This is a genomic window from Enemella dayhoffiae (assembly GCF_002250625.1).
Lineage (GTDB): Bacteria > Actinomycetota > Actinomycetes > Propionibacteriales > Propionibacteriaceae > Enemella > Enemella dayhoffiae.
Genome location: NZ_NMVQ01000046.1, coordinates 59,349 through 76,810 on the forward strand (window position 1 = coordinate 59,349; position 17,462 = coordinate 76,810).

Annotated in this window: 19 protein-coding genes; 12 read left to right on the top strand and 7 right to left on the bottom strand. The window is 69.1% G+C overall.

All coding sequences use genetic code 11. From position 1 onward, the window contains the following. Positions 1 to 9: 9 nt before the first annotated feature. Positions 10 to 660 (top strand): hypothetical protein, encoded by a 651-nt coding sequence (locus CGZ93_RS16840; protein ID WP_094365311.1) that lies wholly within the window; start codon positions 10 to 12, stop codon positions 658 to 660. Positions 661 to 740: 80 nt separating this feature from the next. Here the strand turns inward: CGZ93_RS16840 and CGZ93_RS16845 are convergent, their stop codons facing one another. The 4 genes from CGZ93_RS16845 to CGZ93_RS16860 form a co-directional block, all read right to left on the bottom strand. Next, positions 741 to 1,844, bottom strand: coding sequence for an ABC transporter ATP-binding protein (locus tag CGZ93_RS16845; protein WP_094365312.1), 1,104 nt, complete (start codon positions 1,842 to 1,844; stop codon positions 741 to 743). Positions 1,845 to 1,938: 94 nt separating this feature from the next. Then, positions 1,939 to 3,231, bottom strand: coding sequence for an ABC transporter substrate-binding protein (locus CGZ93_RS16850; protein WP_094365313.1), 1,293 nt, complete (start codon positions 3,229 to 3,231; stop codon positions 1,939 to 1,941). A gap of 48 nt (positions 3,232 to 3,279) precedes the next feature. Next, positions 3,280 to 4,125 carry a carbohydrate ABC transporter permease gene (locus CGZ93_RS16855; RefSeq protein ID WP_094365314.1) on the bottom strand — a complete coding sequence of 282 codons (846 nt, stop codon included), beginning with the start codon at positions 4,123 to 4,125 and terminating at the stop codon, positions 3,280 to 3,282. 1 nt (position 4,126) lies between these two features. Then, positions 4,127 to 5,038, bottom strand: a complete 912-nt coding sequence (locus CGZ93_RS16860) for a carbohydrate ABC transporter permease (protein WP_094365315.1) — start codon at positions 5,036 to 5,038, stop codon at positions 4,127 to 4,129. 197 nt (positions 5,039 to 5,235) lie between these two features. Here CGZ93_RS16860 and dusB point away from each other — a divergent pair, with 197 nt between their 5' ends. Both dusB and CGZ93_RS16870 read left to right on the top strand, forming a co-directional pair. Beyond that, positions 5,236 to 6,414 carry a tRNA dihydrouridine synthase DusB gene (gene dusB, locus CGZ93_RS16865; protein ID WP_407643958.1) on the top strand — a complete coding sequence of 393 codons (1,179 nt, stop codon included), beginning with the start codon at positions 5,236 to 5,238 and terminating at the stop codon, positions 6,412 to 6,414. A gap of 145 nt (positions 6,415 to 6,559) precedes the next feature. Then, positions 6,560 to 6,880 (top strand): 2Fe-2S iron-sulfur cluster-binding protein, encoded by a 321-nt coding sequence (locus CGZ93_RS16870; RefSeq protein ID WP_176451817.1) that lies wholly within the window; start codon positions 6,560 to 6,562, stop codon positions 6,878 to 6,880. 102 nt (positions 6,881 to 6,982) lie between these two features. On the opposite strand, the gene CGZ93_RS19655 is transcribed toward CGZ93_RS16870, so the two are convergent. Beyond that, the gene (locus CGZ93_RS19655; RefSeq protein WP_094365318.1) at positions 6,983 to 7,273 is read right to left on the bottom strand and encodes a hypothetical protein; all 291 of its coding nucleotides are present in this window, start codon (positions 7,271 to 7,273) and stop codon (positions 6,983 to 6,985) included. 72 nt (positions 7,274 to 7,345) lie between these two features. On the opposite strand from CGZ93_RS19655, the gene CGZ93_RS20170 reads away from it, so the two are divergent. From CGZ93_RS20170 to CGZ93_RS16905, 7 genes are all read left to right on the top strand, one after another. Continuing rightward, the gene (locus CGZ93_RS20170) at positions 7,346 to 7,474 is read left to right on the top strand and encodes a hypothetical protein (RefSeq protein ID WP_267489750.1); all 129 of its coding nucleotides are present in this window, start codon (positions 7,346 to 7,348) and stop codon (positions 7,472 to 7,474) included. Between the two features lie 38 nt (positions 7,475 to 7,512). Then, positions 7,513 to 7,938 (top strand): GlcG/HbpS family heme-binding protein, encoded by a 426-nt coding sequence (locus CGZ93_RS16880; protein ID WP_229117547.1) that lies wholly within the window; start codon positions 7,513 to 7,515, stop codon positions 7,936 to 7,938. A gap of 40 nt (positions 7,939 to 7,978) precedes the next feature. After that, complete coding sequence (locus CGZ93_RS16885) at positions 7,979 to 8,791, top strand: IclR family transcriptional regulator (protein WP_094365319.1); 813 nt, start codon at positions 7,979 to 7,981, stop codon at positions 8,789 to 8,791. A gap of 139 nt (positions 8,792 to 8,930) precedes the next feature. Next, positions 8,931 to 9,740: a 2-keto-4-pentenoate hydratase gene (locus tag CGZ93_RS16890; protein ID WP_229117548.1), complete on the top strand. Its 810-nt coding sequence runs from the start codon at positions 8,931 to 8,933 to the stop codon at positions 9,738 to 9,740. Next, complete coding sequence (locus CGZ93_RS16895) at positions 9,740 to 9,994, top strand: tautomerase family protein (RefSeq protein WP_094365321.1); 255 nt, start codon at positions 9,740 to 9,742, stop codon at positions 9,992 to 9,994. The genes CGZ93_RS16890 and CGZ93_RS16895 overlap by 1 nt, the downstream gene beginning before the upstream one ends. A gap of 1 nt (position 9,995) precedes the next feature. Beyond that, a complete protein-coding gene (locus tag CGZ93_RS16900) occupies positions 9,996 to 11,468 on the top strand; it encodes a 2-hydroxymuconic semialdehyde dehydrogenase (RefSeq protein ID WP_229117549.1) in 1,473 nt (490 codons plus the stop codon). Positions 11,469 to 11,633: 165 nt separating this feature from the next. Further along, the gene (locus tag CGZ93_RS16905) at positions 11,634 to 12,992 is read left to right on the top strand and encodes a phosphatidylserine decarboxylase (protein ID WP_094365322.1); all 1,359 of its coding nucleotides are present in this window, start codon (positions 11,634 to 11,636) and stop codon (positions 12,990 to 12,992) included. Positions 12,993 to 13,006: 14 nt separating this feature from the next. On the opposite strand, the gene CGZ93_RS16910 is transcribed toward CGZ93_RS16905, so the two are convergent. Continuing rightward, positions 13,007 to 13,906, bottom strand: coding sequence for a CDP-alcohol phosphatidyltransferase family protein (locus CGZ93_RS16910; RefSeq protein ID WP_094365323.1), 900 nt, complete (start codon positions 13,904 to 13,906; stop codon positions 13,007 to 13,009). Positions 13,907 to 14,064: 158 nt separating this feature from the next. Between CGZ93_RS16910 and CGZ93_RS16915 the strand changes: the two genes are divergently transcribed. Next, positions 14,065 to 15,204, top strand: coding sequence for an HD domain-containing protein (locus tag CGZ93_RS16915; protein WP_094365324.1), 1,140 nt, complete (start codon positions 14,065 to 14,067; stop codon positions 15,202 to 15,204). A 128-nt stretch (positions 15,205 to 15,332) separates the two neighbouring features. On the opposite strand, the gene CGZ93_RS16920 is transcribed toward CGZ93_RS16915, so the two are convergent. Then, positions 15,333 to 16,442: a peptidoglycan recognition protein family protein gene (locus CGZ93_RS16920; protein WP_212753661.1), complete on the bottom strand. Its 1,110-nt coding sequence runs from the start codon at positions 16,440 to 16,442 to the stop codon at positions 15,333 to 15,335. A gap of 174 nt (positions 16,443 to 16,616) precedes the next feature. On the opposite strand from CGZ93_RS16920, the gene CGZ93_RS16925 reads away from it, so the two are divergent. Further along, positions 16,617 to 17,459 carry a sigma-70 family RNA polymerase sigma factor gene (locus CGZ93_RS16925; RefSeq protein WP_094365325.1) on the top strand — a complete coding sequence of 281 codons (843 nt, stop codon included), beginning with the start codon at positions 16,617 to 16,619 and terminating at the stop codon, positions 17,457 to 17,459. Positions 17,460 to 17,462 lie beyond the last annotated feature (3 nt).

Consider the following 17,462-nt stretch of genomic DNA (forward strand, 5'->3'; position numbering starts at 1 on the left):
TGATGAGCCATGCGAACGAAACTCCCGGCCCTGGCGGCGCTGCTCCTGCTGGCCGGGTGCTCGGCGCAGGGGACCCCGGCCACCCCGTCCGCCCCCGCGCCGCTGCCCGAGGCGAGCGCTCCCGCCACCTCCAGCGCCCCGGCCGCCACCCCCTCGGGTACGCCCCAGCCGTCCCGCGGTCCGTCCGCGGCGGCATCCACCGGCTCGCGCGCCGCGACGCCCACCTCTGGCCGGTCCGGAACGCCCAGTGGCGGAGCGGCGCCCGCCGGGCCGGTCGATCCGGAGGGCTACCGGGTCGACCGGGCGTACTATTTCAAGTCGCCCAGCGGAAACATCTTCTGTGCCATCCAACCGCGCAGCGACGTGCAGACCGTGGGATGCCAGTCCGACCAGGTGATCCCCACCCTGCCGAAGTGCAACAAGCCCGATTCCCTGGCGCCCGGCGCGTGGTTCGGCTCGGACGACAACTCACCGGTGCACAAGGACTGCGTCAACCAGGGCTTCTTCATCGGGCAGAACCCGAAGGTGCTCGGCTATGGGCAGGTGCTCACCGTCGGCCGCTATCGCTGCGAATCACGAACCACCGAGGTGCGCTGCGGCGTCGACGGCACCGACCGGGGCTTCCGGATCTCGAAGGAGCGGATCGACACCAGCGGCTGAGAGGCTGGTCTCCTGGTCCAGATCTGCGCCTCGAGTCGCAGGAAGGGACCAGATGTGGCAGCCGGGAGTCACGGCCCGGATCAGTCCCGGCCCGCCAGGTTCAGCCCGCTGTCCCCGTCGAAGAAGTGCAGCTCATCCGCGAGCGGGCGTACGTGCAGCACGTCACCGATCTGCGGGCGGGTCCGCTTGTCCAGCCGGACGGTGATCCGGTCCTGGCGGACGGAGGCCGCCTCGTCCTGGGTGATCCGCGGGGTGGCGTACACGAAGAACTCCGAACCCAGCGCCTCCACCAGGTCGACCTGCAGGGCGATCGCGTCGGGTTCGGTCTCACCCACCAGCTGCCACGATTCCGGGCGTACGCCGAAGGTCACCGTCGCCGCGTGGGCGCGGGCGGGCAGCGCAAACCGATGCCTGCCGAGGATTGCTGCTCCCTCGCGCACCTCGAGTCCGTCGATCAGGGTGATCGCCGGTGAACCGATGAAGCCGGCCACGAACGTGTTGCGGGGCTGGTTGTAGAGCTCCTCGGGCGAGGCGACCTGCTGCAGCCGGCCGTCCAGCAGCACGGCGACTCGGTCGCCCATCGTCATCGCCTCGGTCTGGTCGTGGGTGACGTACACCGTGGTGATGCCGAGGCGGCGCTGCAGGGCGGCGATCTCGGAGCGGGTGGAAACCCGAAGTTTCGCGTCCAGGTTGGAAAGCGGCTCGTCCATGCAGAACACCGCCGGCTGGCGGACGATCGCCCGGCCCATCGCCACCCGCTGCCGCTGGCCGCCGGACATCTTGCCCGGCTTGCGATCCAGCAACTCCTGCAGCTGCAGGATCTTCGCCGCCTCGTCGACCCGTTGGGTGATCTCCCTGCGCGACAACTTGTGGTTCTCCAGCGCGAACGCCATGTTCTGCCGGGCCGTCATGTTCGGATAGAGCGCATAGGACTGGAACACCATCGCCACGTCGCGGTCGCGGGGGCGTACGCCGGTCACGTCCTTGCCGTCGATCCGGATGTGCCCCTCATCGGTGGGCTCCAGCCCGGCCAGCATCCGTAGGCTGGTGGACTTGCCGCAGCCCGAGGGTCCCACCAGGACAAGGAATTCGCCGTCGGTGATCTCCAGGTCGAGAGCGTCCACGGCGGGACGGCTGCCGGCCTCGAAGATGCGTGAGGCCTGATCGAAACTGACCGTTGCCATGGTGGGTCCTTCGTTGTCCGTGTGAGCTGGGCCGGTGGCCCGTGGCCGCCGGCGGGTGTCCGCCCGGGGCAGGAGTGGGCCCCGGGCGTACCGGTCAGAGCTTCGGCTTGATGTCGCGCTCGTAGGTCTTCCTGGAGTCCTCGTCCAGCTGGGCGAAGACGGCGGCGACGTCCTGGCCGCCGGTGGTGATCTTGTCCAGACCCTCACCGATTCGACGACCGCCACCCGGAACGAACACCCGGGCGTAGTCCTGCGGCCCGGTGTTCTCCTGCAGCTGCTTGATGGCGGTCATCGCCCGGGGCTCGCCCTGCAGGTATTTCTGCTCCGAGGGGTCCTGCATCGCCGACTTGCGCACCGGCATGTACCCGGTGGCCTGGGTGAAGGTGGCGGTGTTCTGGGCGTTGGTGATGAAGTCGATGAACTTCACGGCCAGCTTCTTGCGCTCGTCGGAGATGTTCGCAGGCACGGCCAAGCCGGCACCACCGGTCGGACAGCCCGGCTTCGGGCCGGGCAGATAGGCGGTGCCGAAGTTCACCTTGGCCTGCTTGATCAGGCCGCCGAGCGAGCCGGTCGACTCGAGCAGGGCGGCGGACAGGCCGGTGCCGAACTCGTTCGTCGGGTCCTTGGTCACCTTGATCTTGTTCGCCTTGGACATCGAGGCGAGGAACTTGCCGGCCTCCAGCGACTGCGGGGAGCTGAACTTCATGTCCCACTTGTCGGAGTACTTTCCGCCGAAGGTCCAGATCATCCCCTGGAAGTACCAGTCCAGGTAGTTGGTGCCGTTGGACACCGTCAGCGGGGCGACGTTGCCGTTGGCCTGCTGCAGCTTGCTGGCGAACTGGTCGAACTCCTGCCAGGTGGTCGGTCCGCGGTCCTCCAGCCCGGCCTTCGCCCACATGTCCTTGTTGTAGTAGAAGAGGCAGGTCGAGCGGGCGTACGGCATCGCATAGTGCTTGCCGTTGAACGTGTAGTCCTCGCGCAGGGTGTCGATGTAGTCGTCGGCTTTCACCCCGACCTGGCTCCACAGCTCATCGAGCGGGGTGATCGCCTTGTTCAGCGCGAAGTTGAACCAGGTCACGTCGGAGGCGACGAGCACGTCGGGCAGGTCGCCGCCGGTGAGCGCGGCGTTGAACTTCTGGGCGACCTCTTCGTAGTTGGCGCCGGCGTCGACCAGCTCCACCTTGGTGCCGGGGTTGGCGGCGACGAAGGCGTCGATCAGCTTCTGCTCGATCTCCTTCGACTTGCCCGGGTGGTTGGACCAGAACTTGATCACCCCCTCCTCGCCCTTCTGGACGGGAGCCGAACCGGTGCCGGCGCAGGAGGTGAGGGTGGTGGCGGCGGCGACGCCACCGGCCAGGGTGAGGAAGTTTCGGCGGTTGATCTGCATGGTTCTCCTTGTGGTGCGGGGATCGGGGACGGTTGAAGTCGTGTGCGGTCAGCCCTTGACCGCGCCGGCGGTGAGGCCCTTGATCATCTGTTTCTGCAGCACCAGGAAGATGACCAGGATCGGCAGCATGGTGAGCACGGTGCCGGCCATCACCGGGCCCCAGTTGGTCAGGCCCTCGTTGTTCTGCAGCAGGGTCAACCCGACCGGCAGCGGGGCGACCTTGTCGTTGTTGGCCATCAGGAACGGCCACAGGTATTCGTTCCACTCGTTGACGATGGTGATCAGCGTGAACGCGATCAGGGTGGGCCACGACATCGGCAGCACGACCCGGAACAGCAGCTTGAGCGGACCGGCGCCGTCCATCCGCGCCGCCTCGATGATTTCGGTGGGCAGTGAGCCGAAGTGGTTGCGCAGCAGGAAGGTGCCGAAGGCCACCCCGGCCAGCGGGATGATGATCCCCTGGAAGGTGTTGCGCCAGCCGAGCTGGGCGACCAGGGCGTAGTTGGAGATCACCGTGATCTGGTTGGGCACCATCAGCGCCGAGATCACCACGATGAAGAGCAGGTTGCGCCCGGGGAAGCGCAGGAAGGACAGGGCGTACGCCGACATCACCCCGAGCGTCACCTTGGCGATCGTCAGCGCGGTGGTGATCACGATCGAGTTGACCAGGTAGTTGAGGAAGGGCACCTCGGTCATCACCGTCACAAAATTCGCACCGGTGAAAGGATTCGGCAGCCACGTCACCGGCTGGGCATAGATGTCGGGCCGCTCCTTGAGCGAGGTGATCACGATGAAATAGATCGGCACCAGGATCATCAGCACCGTGACCAGCAGTCCGAGATAGCCGAGGGTACGCCCCAGCGTGCCGCGGCGGGTCGAGGAGTTCTCCGCCATCTCAGTCCTGCCTGTCCTGCAGCCGCACCTGGATCAGCGTGATCATCAGCAGGATCAGGAACATGATGGTGGCTACCGTGGCCCCGTAGCCGGCGCGGGTGTTGACGAAGGTCTCCTGATAGACCTGATAGACCATCGTCGTGGTGCCGGTGCCGTAGGGGCCGCCGCGGGTCATCACGTTGATGATGTCGAACACCTGCATGGAATTCAGCAGCACGGTGACCGACAGGAAGAAGGTGGTCGGCCGCAGCTGCGGAAAGACGACCCGCCAGAATCTGCGCCACGGTGAGGTTCCGTCGATCTCGGCGGCCTCGTCCAGCTCGGAGCGCCGGGCCTGCAGCGCGGCCAGATAGATCACGAAGACGTAGCCGACGGTCTTCCAGATGTAGGTCGCGGTGACCATGAACAGGGCCCAACCGGCGTTCTGGTAGAAGTCCGGCGGGGTCAGCCCGACGCGGCGCAGCAGGTCCTGGATCAGCCCGAACGACGGGTCGAAGACGAACTGGAAGGCGACCCCGATCGCGGCCCCCGAGATCACGAACGGCGCGAACACCATCGAGCGGACCGCGGCACGGCCGACCAGCTTCTGGTCCAGCAGCAGCGCCAGGGACAGCCCGATCGCCATCGATCCGACGACCGTGACCAGGGTGAAGATGGCGGTGTTGGAGAGCACCTGCCAGGTGTCGGCGCGGCCGGCCCACTCCTGGTAGTTCTCGATCCCGATGAAGGTGGCGTAGGGGGAGGAGATGTTCCAGTTGAAGAAGGAGAGCCGGATGTTGTCCAGCAGCGGGCGATAGGTGAACACGGCCAGCAGCACCAGGTTGGGGAGCAGGAGCGCCGCGGCCAGCAGCACCTCGCGGGCGTCGAGCCGTTGTCGGCGCGGGCGCCGGACGCGGTCCGGATGGGGATCCATCCTTGACCTGTTGGAAACCTGCGCGCTCACGATCCGGATCGTGGCGTGAACCCCGTAACACGCGGTGTCGGACAGATGAGCAACTGGTGAACGGTCGTTGCACAAGTGCTGTCTGTGGCTGGGGTGCGGTCGGTCTAGACTTGGTGGGCCCGATTCCCGTGCTCCGAGCGTGGAGGTGTGACGTGACCGATACCGCTGTGCTCAGCCGGCCGCTGCGCCTGCGCGCCCCCGGTGGCCAGGCCGTGGTCAGCGAGACCCCGGTGGTGCTGGCGCCGATGGCCGGGGTGACCAATGCGGCGTACCGGCAGCTGTGTCGCGAGCAGGCCGAGGCGGGTGGCCCGGCAGGTGAAGGGCGGAAGGGGCTGTTCGTCTGCGAGATGATCACCTCGCGCGGGCTGGTCGAACGCGACCGCAAGTCGCTGGAGATGCTCGCGTTCGATCCGGGGGAGAGCCTGCACTCGGTGCAGCTCTATGGCGTCGACGCGCCGACCATGGCGAAGGCGACCGAGCTCCTCTGCGGCGAGTTCGGCGTCGGGCACGTCGACCTCAACTTCGGCTGCCCCGTGCCCAAGGTGACCCGCAAGGGCGGCGGTGGCGTACTCCCGTGGAAACGCGACCGGCTCCGCGCGATCCTCACCGCGACCGTCCGCGCGGCCGAGCCCTACGGCGTACCGGTGACGATGAAGACCCGCAAGGGGATCGACGCCGACCACCTGACCTACCTGGACGCCGGACGGATCGCCGAGGACTCCGGCTGCGCCGCGATCGCGCTGCACGGGCGCACCGTGTCCCAGGCCTACTCCGGCACCGCCGACTGGGACTCGATCGCCGAACTGGTCGGCGCCGTGGACATCCCGGTGCTCGGCAACGGCGACATCTGGGAGGCCGAGACGGCGCTGGCGATGGTCCGCCACACCGGCGTCGCCGGGGTGGTCATCGGCCGCGGCTGTCTCGGCCGGCCGTGGCTGTTCCGCGACCTGGCCGACGCGTTCGCCGGGCACCACCGGCGCGCTCGGCCGACCCTGGGCGAGGTGGCCGCGACGGTACGCCGGCACGGCGAGCTGCTCAGCGAGCTGATGGGGGAGCAGCGCGGGGTGACCGACCTGCGCAAGCACATCGCCTGGTACTTCAAGGGCTATCCGGTGGGGGGAGAGGTGCGCCGAGGCCTCGGCCTGGCCTCCTCGCTGGCGGAGCTGGACGCCTGGTTCGCCCGGCTCGACCTCGACCAGCCGTTCCCGGAGGCCGAGATCGGCAGCCCGCGCGGCAGGCAGGGCACCCCGCGGGAGAAGGTCGTGATGCCCGAGGGGTGGCTCGACGACACCTCGGGGATGGAGCTCGACCTGGCCGGTGCCGAGCTATCCGATTCCGGCGGCTGAGGCACTTTCTCACCAGAACTCCTGACAACTACGCCGCATAGTAGTAGTACGTTCCGGTGTGGGGAACGCCCCCTTTCCAGGATCGCCGACCACCGCGATGCTGGACCGAGCATGACAGGACGACGGGGTTCGAAAGGTGGGGGTTGTGCCCAAGTTGACGGTGGATCCAAATGGTGTCGAGGTCCCGGTGGCCGAGGGCGAAACCGTCATGGCTGCGCTGAACAAGAACGGGTACACCTACCTTCTCGGCTGCCGACGTGGCGGTTGCGGGATCTGCAAGGTGCAGGTGACTGAGGGGGAGATCGAGCACAACCGGCCGGTGGCCGAGAGTGCGCTCTCACTCGAGGAACGTGACGAGAACGTCTGTCTCGGGTGCCGGGCGGTCCCTCAGGGTGACATCAGGATCACTCTGATGAAGTCCGCACTGCGGGTGACCAACCCGCTGCTGCACCCACCGGCGGCCTGACCCGGCAGCACCTGTCACCGCTACCGAAGGAGTTCTCATGGGCGTCATGCGCATGGGCTACGTACATGACCGGGTCACCGACCTGGCCGAGGCCAGGCACCACTACGCGAACACGCTCGGTCTCCATGAGACCAGGTCCGCCGCCAACGAGATCGCCGACATCGAGAAGCGCTGCCAGAGCTTCGGTGTGCGACCGAACGCTTCTCCCACGGTGAGGTCGAGGAGGTCGCCGGCGGCCTGCGCATCTTCACCCCCTCGGAGCAATTGTTCGAGGTCTATCACCAGATGACCGAGGTGGGCACCGAGGTCGGCACGCACAACCCGGAGGCGTTCCCGCGCCACCTGGTGGGGGTCGTCCGACCTGATGTCGGTGGACGATGTGCCGATCGACATCGGCCTCGCCCGGCGAGGTATCACCCGCGGCCAGACGGTCTATTTCTTCGCCCGGCGGGCAACCGCAATAAGGTGTTCGCCGGCGGCTACCTGGCCTATCCGGATCGACCCACGGTGACCTGGACCGCGGACCAGATCGGCAAGGGCATCTTCTGTCACGCCCGCGAGCTGAACGAGCGGTTCACCAGCGTCCTGACCTAGGCCGCAACCGCAGAAATCCAACCCGACAAGGAGAACCCGTGTCCGACAACCTCCGCAGCCAGCAGACCCTGACCCGTGCCGGCGCGCGCTCCGCGATGGACGCCGCGCTCGCCCGGGCCGAGGAGATGGGGGTGCAGGTGAACATCGCGATCGTCGACGCCGGCGGTCACCTGCTCGCCTTCGAGCGGATGGACGGGGCGATGTTGATCAGTGTCAGCATCGCCCAGGACAAGGCGTGGACCGTGATCGCCGGAAACGGCCTGCCCACCTCGCAGTGGCACGGGGCGATTTCCGGCGATCCCGCGCTGGAGCTCGGTTTCCCGCACCGGGACCGGCTGGTCGTCTTCGGCGGCGGCGTACCCGTCAAGGCGGGGGATGAGCTGATCGGGGCGATTGGGGTCTCCGGTGGATCGGCGGAGGAGGATGCCGACGTGGCGTCCGCGGGGGCCGCCGCGGTTCGATGACCAGCTGTCCAGAGGTCGACCGTGTGCCTAGAATCGGCGCATGGATCGGCAGGAGGACGGGTGGCACACCACCACGCCCAAGCCTGCCACCGACGGTGAGGGGCTGCGTTCGGTGGCGGCCGCGCTCGACCTGCTCGAGTGCTTCGCCGTCGACGGCGAGCTGGGTGTCTCCGACCTGGCCCGGCGGATGGGCGTGGCCAAGTCGACCGCGCACCGATTGCTGTCCACCCTGCGCAGCCGCGGGTTTGTCGAGCAGAGCTCGCAGACCGGGCGCTATCGCCTCGGGCTGCACCTGTTCGAGCTCGGTCACCTCGCCCAGGTCCGCTCCACCCTGCGGCAGGTGGCCCTGCCGGTCTGTCAGGAGTTGGTCCGGCGGACCGGGCTGACGGTCAACCTGTCGGTCCCGGACGGCTCGGACGTGGTGTTCGTGGAACGGATCGAGGCCGGGCCGACCGGGGTGGGGCTGAACGAGTCGGGTCGGCGGTTGCCGGCCCACGTGTCCAGCTCCGGCAAGGCGCTGGCCGCCTGGAACGACCCGCTGGCCCGGGCACGGGTCGAGGCCGGTTTTCCGCCCCGGGCCCGAAACACCGTGCGCTCGGCGGCCGACTGGGAACAGGCACTGCTGGAGGTGCGCCAGCGCGGGTTCGCGATCAGCCGGGACGAGTCCTATGACGGAGTGACCACGATGGCCGTGCCGGTGCTCGACGTAGGCCGGGAGTCGGTGGCCGCGGTGTCCTTCTTCGGGCGTACCGAGGATGTGGAACGCCGCCAGGCGTTGCTGCTGCAACTGCTCCAGCACGCAGCGACGCGGATCTCCAACGAACTGTCGACGGCCCGCCGCCAACCCATCTGATGCGCTCGTTCCTATCCCCGGAACATGCCTCGCAGGGCCACCCGAGGGGAGCCTAGATTGGTACCTGAGCGGCCGAAGTGCCGATAGCGCCGGATCCGCGGGGCACTGCGGATGTCCGGCCCTTCAACGAGGAGGATCTGTGGCCAAGTGGGATGAGACCAGCGTCGCCGAGGAGTTGCTCGCGTGCGAGGCCGAGCGACGAGACCGCGAACCGTTCACCGATGAATGGCCCGAGCTCGACGTCGACACTGGTTACCGGATCCAGGATGCCAACTTGGCCAAGCGGCTGGCGCGCGGCGAGGAGCTGATCGGGGTAAAGCTCGGGTTGACCAGTGAGGCGAAGCAGAAGCGGATGGGTGTGTACGCCCCGTTCGTGGCCTGGCTGACCGACGACATGGTGCTGCAGCCCGGTGAGCCCGTCCCTCAGGCCAAGCTGATCCACCCGCGGATCGAGCCCGAGATCGTGTTCGTGATGAAGGACCGGCTCGAGGGCCCCGGGGTCACCCGCGAGTCCGCGATGGCCGCGGTGGGCACCATCTCCTGCGGCGCCGAGGTGATCGACTCCCGCTACAAGAACTTCCGGTTCAAGGCCGGTGACGTGATCGCCGACAACGCGTCCTCCGGCGCGTTCGTGGTGGGCGACAAGAAGGTCAGCCCCGACGAGATCGACCTGAAGGCCGAGAAGGTGGAGGTCTACTCCGACGGCGAGCTCGTCTACACCGGCACCGGTGAGGACGTGCAGGGGCACCCGGGTGAGGCGCTGGCGCTGGCCGCGAACGACCTGGCCCGCCGCGGCCTGGCCATCGAGGCTGGCTGGATCGTGCTCACCGGCGGCATCACCGACGCGGTCTTCGCCCCGCCCGGTGGGCGTACCGAGGTCAGGTTCTCCACCCTCGGCGAGATCACCATCGAGGGCGGGTACCCGACCTCCGACCACGGAGCCAACTGATGCCGCTGATCGAGGTCACCCTTGCCGAGGGGCGCAGCCCCGAGAAGCTGCGCCGCCTGATCACCGCACTCACCGACGCGATCGTGGACACCGAGGTGGGCCCCCGCGAGTCGGTGCGGGTGATCCTTCGGGAGGTGCCGCCGACGCATTTCGCGGCTGGCGGCGAAACCCTCGCCGAACGCGCCGAACGGCGTACCCGTGCAACAGAATCCCAGAAATCCCAATCCCAGCAGCAGAATCCGGAAGGCAACTGACGTGAGCAATCGCAAGGAAATCACCGTTCGGCAGCTGCCGAACTTCATCAACGGCGAATACGTGGAGACCGGAAGCACCTTCGACGTGCTCTATCCGATCACCGGCGAGGTCACCGCCAAGGCGCACCGCGCCGGCCAGGAGCAGGTCGACGCCGCCGTGGCCGCCGCCCGTGCCGCACTGTCCGGGCCGTGGGGCAAGCTGTCGGTGTACGAGCGCTCTTCCATGGTGAAGGCGATCGCCGAGGGCGTCCGCAATCGCTTCGACGACTTCCTCGAGGCCGAGGTGCTGGACACCGGCAAGCCGTACGCCACCGCCAGGCACGTCGACATCCCGCGCGGCGGGGCGAACTTCGAGGCGTTCGCCGACGTGCTCAAGGAGCACGCCACCGAGACCTTCCCGATGGCCACCCCGGACGGTCGCGGTGCGCTCAACTATGGACTGCGCCGCCCGCGTGGGGTGGTCGGGGTCATCTCGCCGTGGAACCTGCCGCTGCTGCTGATGACGTTCAAGGTCGGGCCCGCGCTCGCCTGCGGCAACACCGTGGTGGTCAAGCCGTCGGAGGTCACCCCGTCGACCGCCACCCTGCTCGGTGAGGTGATGAACTCCGTCGGCGTGCCCGAGGGTGTCTACAACGTCATCCACGGCTACGGCGACACCGGCGCCATGCTCACCTCGCACCCCGACGTCGACGGCATCACCTTCACCGGTGAGACCGTGACCGGCACCCACATCCTCAAGGCCGTCGCCCCGACGCTGAAGGCTTCCTCGATGGAGATGGGCGGCAAGAACCCGGGCATCGTGTTCCCCGACGCCAATCTGGAGGTGGCAATCAACGAGCTCGGACGCGCGTCGTTCCTGAACACCGGCCAGGTCTGCCTGGGCACCGAGCGGATCTATGTGCACGAGTCGGTGTTCGACGAGTTCGCCGACGGTCTGGTCGAGTACGCCAAGAAGCTGAAGTACGGCTATCCGGACGAGAAGGAGACCACCTTCGGCCCGGTCGTCTCCGACGAGCACCGGGACAAGGTGATCAGCTACTACAAGCTGGCCCAGGACGAGGGCGCGGAGGTGCTGCACGGTGGCGGCGCGCCCAGCTTCGGCGATGAGCGCGACGGCGGCTCCTGGGTCGAGCCGACGATCTGGAAGGGTCTGGCGCACGATTCGCGGACCATGCGCGAGGAGGTGTTCGGCCCCTGCACCGGGTTGATCCCGTTCTCCGACGAGGACGAGGCGATCAAGCTGGCGAACGACACCAACTATGGGCTGGCGGCCACGTTCTTCAGCCAGGACGTGTCCCGGGTGCACCGGGTCGCGCCGCAGCTGGAGGCCGGCATCATCTGGGTGAACAGCTGGTTCCTGCGGGATCTGCGGACCGCCTTCGGCGGCATGAAGCACTCCGGCATCGGCCGCGAGGGCGGCGTACACGGTCTGGAGTTCTATACCGAGACCTCGAACGTCTGCGTCAAGTTGTGATTGGAGGCGCCGCCTCGCGCGCGTGGTGGCTGAGCCTGTCGAAGCCACACGCTCCCTGAGCGAGGAGCGCCAGCGACGAGTCGAAGGGCCGTCGGGCTGCTGAGTCCGACGGCCCTTCGCTGTTCCCCGCTAGGGTTGCCCGGGACGTCAACCATGGGAGTTTGAATGGGCCACGCCCGATTGTTCCTGCAGCACAGCCTCGCCAACTATGCGAGCGTCGCCTCGGTGCTGCCCACCTCGGCGCCGGCGTCGCGGTCGATGGCCGCCGAACTGATCCGGCGTGGGGGAGCACCGACCAGGATCCTCGAGGTCGGTCCGGGGGTGGGGCCGATCACCGCGCAGGTGGTCCGAGCGATGGGACCGGAGGATCGGCTCACCTGTGTGGAGCTCATCCCTGAGTACGCCGACGTGTTGCGCGAGCGCTTCCGCACCGAACCCGATTTCCGGGCGGTGGCCGATCGCTGCGAGGTGATCACCGGTGACGTACGCGACCTGGCCAAGGAGCACGCCGAGTTCGACGTGGCGATCGTGTCGGTACCGTTCAACACGCTGGGCGAGGAGGTGACCCAGCAGATCTTCGAGGTGGTACGCCGGGTGCTGCGGCCGGGTGGCACCTGCACCTACATCGAGTACGCCTGGCTGCGTACCCTGCGCGACGCGTTCACCGGCCTGGTCGGGCGCGGCGGCGGGCACTCGGCCTTCCTCGACGAACAGCTCAGGCGCTACCGCTATCGGACCGACCTGGTGCTCGGCAACGTGCCGCCGTCGTGGGCGCACCACCTGCGCTTCACCGAGGTCGCCGATGAGGAGGCGGAGCAGGTCGTCGCCGCCCCCGTGCCGACGACTTCCAGACTGTGGCCGGGAATGGGGATCGACCGCGACGGGATCGCGGTGGCCGCCGGTGCCGGCGTACTGGCGGGGGTGACCGCCCTGGCCACCCGCCGTGCCACTGGCGCAGCCCGCCGGCTCTGGCTGCTGCCGGCGCTGGCCGGGGTGGCCGGGGCAGCCTTCTTCCGCGACCCGGTCCGCCAGATTCCTGCCGACCCGGACGCGGTGGTGTCCTCGGTCGACGGCAAGGTGTTGAAGGTCGAGCGGCTCGAGTCCGACGAGCACCTCGGCCCCGGGCCGTGGCTGCGGATCGCCACCTTCCTGTCCATCTTCAGCGTGCACATCAACCGGGCCCCCGTCGCCGGGCGGGTGGTCGAGGTGATCGACCGCAACGAGGGCGGGTACGCCGCAGCGATGAAGCCGGCCGCCGAGCACAACGTCGCCAGGACCGTCGTGCTGCAGACCCGGCGCGGCCGGGTCGGGGTCACCCAGCGGACCGGAATGGTGGCCCGCCGGATCGTCGTCCGGCACGGGCGGGGCTCGGTGCTGGCGAAGGGGGAGCGGTATGGCCTGATCCGCTTCGGTTCGCGTACCGACGTCTATCTGCCCGCAGACGCCGCCGAGGCGGTCGTCAGCAAGGGAGCGGTGGTACGCGGGGGTTCCACGGTGATCGCCCGCTGGAGTTCCGCGGGCTGAACCGGAGGCGACGGCTACTCGAGGAAGGTGGGGGCGTCTTCCTCGGCGAAGCGGTACCAGAGGCCGAGGATCGGGCCGATCAGCAGGAAGGTGCCGATCACGGCCAGGAAGACCGTCGGCATGCTGATGATCGCGCCGACGCCGATCAGGCTGAGCAGCCAGGTGCGGATCCGCAGCATCTGGTTCAGCTTCGGGTAGGGCAGCAGCGACACCATCGCCGCCGCGCAGCCGAGCACCATGACCATCGCCGTCACGAAGTCGAGCTCGGGCACCGCCAGACTGGCGCCGATCAGGATCAGCGCGGCGATGGTGGTGGGCAGGCCCTGGAACCAGGTGCTGTTGTAGGGGGTCACGTTGAACCGTGCCAACCGGACCGCCGCGGCCAGCGAGATGGCGATGCAGCCGCCGCCGACGATCCAGGCGGGGCCACGATCGGCCAGCCAGAAATAGGTCACCAGCGGGGTGGCGATGCCGAAGGAGGCCATGTCGGCGAGCGAGTCCAGCTGGGCGCCGAACGGAGTGGACACCCCGAAGCGTCGCGCCAGTGTCCCGTCCAGTCCGTCCAGCGCAATGCAGCCGAGCAGGCAGGCGCGCGCCTCGGTCATCCGCCCCGACGAGGAGAGCAGGATCGCCGCCAGGCCGAGCAGAATGCTGCCCAGGGTGCAGGCCTGGACCAGCGCGAAGCCGATCATCCGACGTCGGCTGCGGTCACCCGCGACAAGCCGCTCGCTGCGCACCGGCAGTACCGCCGCGGTGCCCGCCTGCTGCCGACGATCGGGACGCAGGGCCAGCCCGCTGAGGCGGCGGCCACCGTGCATCAACGGCCGGGCGAGGGGTCGGTGCGGTCGGGTTCGGGTGTCCATGGCACGGGAGGTACGCGGCACGCCGTGGTGGCGTCGCCGAGACTGGTTCATCCCCGTCCTCCTCTGCTGGATCTGGTAGACGATAACCGGCGAGGGGGGAGATTCGGGTAATTCTGGAGGTTTCGGCGTACGCGCCCTCCCACCCCGAGAGCGGTGCTGGGAACGGTGCAGTAGCGTCGGCAGCAGCCCCGAACCGCCGAGGAGAACTGATGTCGGAGCCACTGCCGCGCGCCGTGCAATGGGCCGCCACCATGGCCGGCCACTCCACCTCCGGTGACGGTACGCCCGGCCCGCTGGTCCGCGCCCACCGCGATTCGGACGCCCCGGTCCAGATGCGGGGCCGACACGGCCGCGAGGAGCGGGAGGCCCGCGAGGCCGAGCTGCTCAGCCCCGGCGCGACGCTGGCCAGGGGAGCCGGCAATCGGGCCCGCGAGGAGGAACCCGACCCCGAACGGACCTGCTTCGAGCGGGACCGCGACCGGATCGTGCACTCGACCGCGTTCCGTCGGCTGGCCGGCAAGACCCAGGTGGTGGTGCACCCGGCCGATCACGAACGCACCCGGCTGACGCACGCCCTGGAGGTGGCGCAGGTGGCGACCTCGATCGCCCGCGGGATCGGGGTGAACGTGGCCCTGGTGGACGCCATCGCGCTGGGTCACGACTGCGGTCACGGGCCCGGCGGGCACGCCTCGGAGGACGCCTTCGACCACTACATCCCCGAGGGCTATGACCACGGACCCTGGGGGGCGGATGTGGTGCTCACCTCGCTCAACCTGTGCGCGGAGACCCTGGACGGGATCCGCAACCACTCCTGGTCACGGCCGGCGCCCGGCACGGTCGAGGGCGAGATCGTGTCCTGGGCCGACCGCATCGCCTACTGCGCCCACGACCTGGAGGACGCCGTGCACGCCGGAATAGTCGCCGAGTCGGACATCCCCGCCGAAGTGGCCGCGGTCTGTGGGCGTACCCGACGCGACCAGTTGCGCACCTTCGTCCACGCGGTGATCGACGGCGTCCACCAGACCGGACAGGTCGGGATGGCCCCGGAGCCGGCCCAGGCGCTCGCCGGGCTGCGGGCGTTCAACTACGAACGCATCTATACCCGGCCCGAATCGGTGGCCCAGGCGAAGGCCGTGGTCCGGTTGCTGCGGGCGCTCACCGAGCACTACGCCGTCCGCCCGCGCGAGGTGCCCGGGGGCAACGCGGCCGACCCCGGCAGCCCCGAGGCCGTCCGTGCGGCCGTCACCTGGATCGGTGGGATGACCGACCGGTACGCCTTCGACACGGCCGTGCGCGTGCTCGCCTGGCCGGTCGACGAGCTCCCGCAGGGCATCGACCGCAACCCCTGAGACCCGGCGCCTGACGCGCTGAGGTTCCCGGCACCTCACGACAGGGCGCACACCGCGGTGAACGGTGGCCGAGCCTGTCGAAGCCACGCGGTGTGCGCGCGAACCGCGCGTACGCCTGGACCGCTGGGTCAGCCGGCGACCAGCGAGCGCCAGGTGAGCGGGCCGACGACACCGTCGGCGGTCAGCCCCTCCCGCGACTGGTACGCCTTGACCGCGGCCAGGGTGGCCGGGCCGAAGGAGCCGTCGACCGCGATCTTGGCCCCGCCGGCGTTCAGCGCCAGCTGGACCGCCCGTGCCAGGTCGCCGGTGGCACCCTGCCGGACGGTCACGGCCAGCCGCGGCCAGGTGGCGGGGCCGACCACACCGTCGGCAGCGAGGCCGTTGCCGCGCTGGAACGCGATCACCGCCGCCCTGGTGGCCGGGCCGAACGAGCCGTCCACCTCGATCGAGGCGCGGTGGTGGCGGAGCAGCTGCTGGGCGACGCGGACGGCGAGTCCGGTGCTGCCCTGCTTGAGCACCGGCCAGGAGTCGGTGGCCGGCGGCGGGGGAGGGGGCGGCTGGATGCTGCCCATCGCCCTGGCCACCTCGGCCCGCAGGCGGGGCAGGTCGGCATAGAACTGGTCGCCGGGACAGGCCGTTCTCGACCCGTGCGACTCGCGGTGGCCGATGATGTGCGAGACGGGGATCTTGTACTGCTGGCAGAGCCAGGCCACGAACTGAACCAGCGCCTTGCGCTGCGCGGCGGGCGGGAGCTGGCTGGTGTAGGTGCCCTCGTTCTCGATGCCGATCCCGGTGCGGTTGGAACCGGGGGCGTGGATGCCCTCGATGAAGGTCTTTCCGCCGATCGCGGCGGCCAGGCTGCCGTGCCGGGCCTCCATGATCACCCCGCCGCGGGAGATGGTGAACTGCTGGCCGGAGTCACCCCACCCCTTGCTCATGTGATCGCTCTGGATCGAGCGGGCCACCGAGAACGCGTGGGCCTGGGAGGTGTCGGCGCTGTTCGGCCCGGCGGTGTGGTGGATGACCACATAGGTCGGCCGGTAACCGAGCGTGGTGAGCTCCCGGTCGGGCCGGCGGGCTCCCCACTCGCGGGTGCTGTAGATCCGGGGGCGCGAGACGGCGGCGTACGCCGTGGCGCCACCGACGCCGAGCGCGGCGGTGATGCCGACGGCCGCGGCTCCGCCGATCAGGGCGCGGCGGCTCAGGCGGGGATGCTGGATGGTGGTCGGGTTGCTCATCAGGCTGACTCCTCGTTGGGGTGCCTTTGAACCTAGGACCCGGCGGGGGAGTTGTCCGCTCCCGATCGACGGAAGTTTCCCCTTCGTCAGCAGGAAAGTTCCGGTGTCCCGGGGTTGTCACATTCGCTCCAGGTGGTTCGTCAGGATGGCAGGAGCAGACGAAGGGGGCCGGAGATGGTGGACTCAGATGCACGGGCGGAGCAGTTCGACGCCGAACGAGCTCGGTTGGTCCGGATCGCGACCAGGGTCCTCGGTGACCCGGTGGAGGCCGAGGACATCGTGCAGGAGGCGTGGCTGCGGCTGCGGCGTACCCCCGAACCGATCGACAGTCTGCCCGCCTGGTTGACGACGGTGACCACTCGGCTGTGCCTCGACCGGTTGCGGGCGCGTACGCCGCTGCCGACCGAGGAGCCGGAGCCGGGCCCGGATCAGACGACCGCGGACCCGGCCGAGGAGGTGGCGCTGGCCGAGACCGTCGGGATCGCCCTGCAGGTGGTGCTGGACCGACTCACCCCCAGCGAGCGGGTGGCGTTCGTGCTGCACGACAGCTTCGGCATCGGGTTCGACACCATCGCCGCGATCCTCGGGGGTACGCCGGTCGCCGCCCGCAAGCTGGCCTCCCGGGCCCGGGCCAAGGTGAGCGTGCCCGACCCGGCCGACCGTGCGGACTGGGAGGTGGTGGACGCCTTCCTCGACGCCGCCCGCCGTGGCGAATTCGGTCGGCTGCTCGAGTTGCTCGCCCCCGACGTGGTGGTGTTCGGTGACGCCGACGCGGTCGCCGCGGGCACCCCCGAGCGGATCGAGGGCCGCGACGCCGTCGCCCGATTCTTCAACGGTGCAGCGAAAGCCGCCCTGCCCACCCTGCTCGACGGGCGAGCCGGGGCCGCCTGGATCCACCAGGGAGTCACCCGGGTCGCCTTCGACTTCGCGGTCACCGACGGCCACGTGCAACACATCGTGTTCCGTGCCGATCCCCAGGTGTTGGACCGGGTGGAGCGGCGTCGCCCCGTCGACTGAGCG

Excerpts from the sequence above, each read along its gene's own strand:
- CGZ93_RS16895 (WP_094365321.1), top strand. The coding sequence starts at position 9,740 with ATGCCGCTGATCGAGGTCACCCTTGCCGAGGGGCGCAGCCCCGAGAAG.
- CGZ93_RS19655 (WP_094365318.1), bottom strand. The coding sequence starts at position 7,273 with ATGTCGATCGGCACATCGTCCACCGACATCAGGTCGGACGACCCCCAC.
- CGZ93_RS16905 (WP_094365322.1), top strand. The coding sequence starts at position 11,634 with ATGGGCCACGCCCGATTGTTCCTGCAGCACAGCCTCGCCAACTATGCG.
- CGZ93_RS16915 (WP_094365324.1), top strand. The coding sequence starts at position 14,065 with ATGTCGGAGCCACTGCCGCGCGCCGTGCAATGGGCCGCCACCATGGCC.
- CGZ93_RS16860 (WP_094365315.1), bottom strand. The coding sequence starts at position 5,038 with ATGGATCCCCATCCGGACCGCGTCCGGCGCCCGCGCCGACAACGGCTC.
- CGZ93_RS16910 (WP_094365323.1), bottom strand. The coding sequence starts at position 13,906 with ATGAACCAGTCTCGGCGACGCCACCACGGCGTGCCGCGTACCTCCCGT.
- CGZ93_RS16885 (WP_094365319.1), top strand. The coding sequence starts at position 7,979 with ATGGATCGGCAGGAGGACGGGTGGCACACCACCACGCCCAAGCCTGCC.
- CGZ93_RS16925 (WP_094365325.1), top strand. The coding sequence starts at position 16,617 with ATGGTGGACTCAGATGCACGGGCGGAGCAGTTCGACGCCGAACGAGCT.
- CGZ93_RS16920 (WP_212753661.1), bottom strand. The coding sequence starts at position 16,442 with ATGAGCAACCCGACCACCATCCAGCATCCCCGCCTGAGCCGCCGCGCC.
- CGZ93_RS16845 (WP_094365312.1), bottom strand. The coding sequence starts at position 1,844 with ATGGCAACGGTCAGTTTCGATCAGGCCTCACGCATCTTCGAGGCCGGC.
- CGZ93_RS16840 (WP_094365311.1), top strand. The coding sequence starts at position 10 with ATGCGAACGAAACTCCCGGCCCTGGCGGCGCTGCTCCTGCTGGCCGGG.
- CGZ93_RS16855 (WP_094365314.1), bottom strand. The coding sequence starts at position 4,125 with ATGGCGGAGAACTCCTCGACCCGCCGCGGCACGCTGGGGCGTACCCTC.
- CGZ93_RS16850 (WP_094365313.1), bottom strand. The coding sequence starts at position 3,231 with ATGCAGATCAACCGCCGAAACTTCCTCACCCTGGCCGGTGGCGTCGCC.